Origin of the sequence: Anaplasma marginale str. Florida, from assembly GCF_000215485.1 — a bacterium.
GTDB lineage: Bacteria > Pseudomonadota > Alphaproteobacteria > Rickettsiales > Anaplasmataceae > Anaplasma > Anaplasma marginale.
On record NZ_AFMS01000173.1, the window covers coordinates 1 to 2700 of the forward strand.

Consider the following 2700-nt stretch of genomic DNA (forward strand, 5'->3'; position numbering starts at 1 on the left):
ATGATTTTTGCAAACGCGCTAAATCATGACACTGAGTTTTGTCTCATATTAAAAAGCAACGGGAACGTGGTCTACTCAGATGCAAGATTCAATGCAAGATTCAAAAATCTGGGAAGACGCCCTTTAAACCTCTTCAGCATATTAAAATTGGGCAATCTGAGCGAAGATGAAATAGCGAGATTCCTCGGCGCGTTGAAGAACAAATCACCGGTGCGCACTTACTTTTCTGTGAGTAAGAAAAATTCTGTCTCTAATTTCTCTCTAATTCTTGATCCGATCGCAGACAACCCGCAGGTAGATGTTGAGCAAGAGGCAACGTTTAGGTTGCTCTTAAACCCGCTCTCGAGGCCGCAGGACTATTTTGTCCTAAAGGCAATGAAGATCACCAAAGAAGAGGTGCACGAGAGGCTGTTGCACAGGCACAAAGTAGGGTCATACCTACTCAATCAGGAGGGAGTAATTATCTCCGCAAACGAGAATTTTTTGAGAATTTTCGAGTTAGAAGCCATAAAACGCCATACACTGTTCTCTGACTTTCTCAGTAAAAATCAGTCTGACGCCGCGGAAGACGAAGCGGTGTTTATCACATCTACCGGCACTATGTTCAAGGCTCATGTAACCCAAGAAGTGTTCTACGACAAAAGTAATAATAGTTACACATGTGGGTTGCTGACTCCCAAAAAGTTTAGCCTCACAGACTATCAGTTGAATCCGTGCTTCATTCACGCCCCAATTGCCATGGCCCAGTGTGATTTGGACGGCAAGATTATAAAATACAACAAGGCCTTCGAAGCGCTAACAGATGGGCAGAACCATGGGTACATATTTGAGCATGTTACATCCGTACATAACAAAAAGATAAAAAAATACCTGCAGGGCAGCGCGATCAATAATATGTCTATAGAGGGGCAGTTGTGCAACAAGACTTACGTGAAAATATATATGAACAAACTGGTGCACAACAACGAAATATCGGTCGTGTGTTACATCACTGATAGCGCCGATAGAAAGAGCTTGGAAACGCAGTTGGAACAATCGCAGAAATTGCAGGCGATCGGTCAATTGGCGGGAGGCATTGCGCACGATTTCAACAACATTTTGACGGCCATCATTGGGTTTTGTGACTTATTGCTCATACAGCATCCGGCAACTGACCCTTCTTTTAGGGATATAATGCAAATCAAGCAGAACGCCAATCGCGCAACCAACCTGATCAAGCAGCTTATGGCCTTCTCTAGGAAGCAGACCTTGCAACCCAAGATACTCGATATTAACAACATAGTGGCTGATCTATCACAAATGATAAAGCGCCTGATCAGCGAGGATATAGAGCTGAAGATATATTATGACAAAAACATCGGCCTGGTGAAGGTGGATCTATGCCAACTGGAGCAGGTAATAGTGAATCTGGTGGTGAATGCAAAGTCAGCAATGAATTCTGGAGGGGTGTTGACTTTGCGCACCTACAACCTACAAGTTGACGCATCCACCATACCTAAAGGCATGTTCGTCCCAGACAAAGATCAGGTGGAGCACGGAGAGTACGTAGTGCTCGAGGTTATTGATACGGGCCATGGTATGGATAAGCAAATTATCAAAAAGATTTTTGACCCATTCTTTTCAACAAAAAGCGAATCCTACGGAACCGGGCTGGGGCTATCTACAGTATATGGAATAGTAAAACAGACAGGCGGGTATGTTTACGTCCACAGCAAGGTGGGAGAGGGCACAAAATTCATGATACTCCTGCCTCGTGTGTATCTGGCTGAGGGCCAGAGGGTTGAAGAGCACTTACTATCCAGCGAGCCTCCAGAAGTGGGCCACTTAATGCTTGAAGAGGGCCAAGAGTGGGGCAACTCAGCCTCCGTCCTCTTAATAGAAGACGAAGACCCGGTGCGGGCATTCACATCCAAAGCGCTGTCGAAGAGAGGATTTCGAGTTATAGATACAAATTCAGGCAAAGCAGCCATTGAGACAGCAAAAAGCACGCACATAGATATAGTAATAAGCGATGTCGTAATGCCGGGCACCAGCGGACCTGAGACCGTTGCTGAGATATTAAAAATACAACCAAACGTCAAGGTAATGTTCGTATCAGGGTATGCAGAGGAAATCTTTCATCAGCACAAAAACATAAATCTGGATGAGATGTTTTTCTTATCAAAGCCGTTCACACTAAAACAGTTACTACAAAAAGTAAGTGAGGCTCTTGCTTGCAATAGATGAGCCAAAGGTGCACAATCCTGCTGGTTAGTTTTTTCGGCTAAGTATGGAAGACGGATTGTCTGTCGTTTATGCCACGTTCCCTGATTATGACACAGCTTACAAAATTGGCTCATCTCTCTTGCGGGACGGCGTGGTGGCGTGTGTGAACATATTCTGCAATGTCACGTCAATGTACATGTGGGACGAAGAAATGCACACAGGCGAAGAATGCGTGGCGGTCATGAAGACGGTAAAAAGCCTCGGAGAAGAAGCGATCAATAGGATCTTAGAGCAACACCCCTACGATATACCTGCACTATTTTCGGTAGATGCCGAAAGGTGCAGTCCAGCATTTTTAGAGTGGGTAGCATTGCGTACTGGTGCGGCTGTGCCCCCAGAAAAACCCATTGATAAGCCCTAGCCCCGTACAGCGCCGCTCATCAGCCCCGGATTGTTATCTCTCTTCGGCACGTGAAAGCGCGTAGATAACCTGTA

The 2700-nt window shown here is 45.4% G+C and carries 2 protein-coding genes; both read left to right on the forward strand.

What is annotated here, in order from left to right:
- A partial coding sequence (locus tag GAC_RS04845; protein WP_037349644.1) for a response regulator occupies nucleotides 1–2226 on the forward strand: 2226 nt, incomplete at its 5' end.
- Nucleotides 2227–2269: 43 nt separating this feature from the next.
- Nucleotides 2270–2626 (forward strand): divalent-cation tolerance protein CutA, encoded by a 357-nt coding sequence (cutA, locus tag GAC_RS04850; RefSeq protein ID WP_010264156.1) that lies wholly within the window; start codon nucleotides 2270–2272, stop codon nucleotides 2624–2626.
- Nucleotides 2627–2700: the final 74 nt, after the last annotated feature.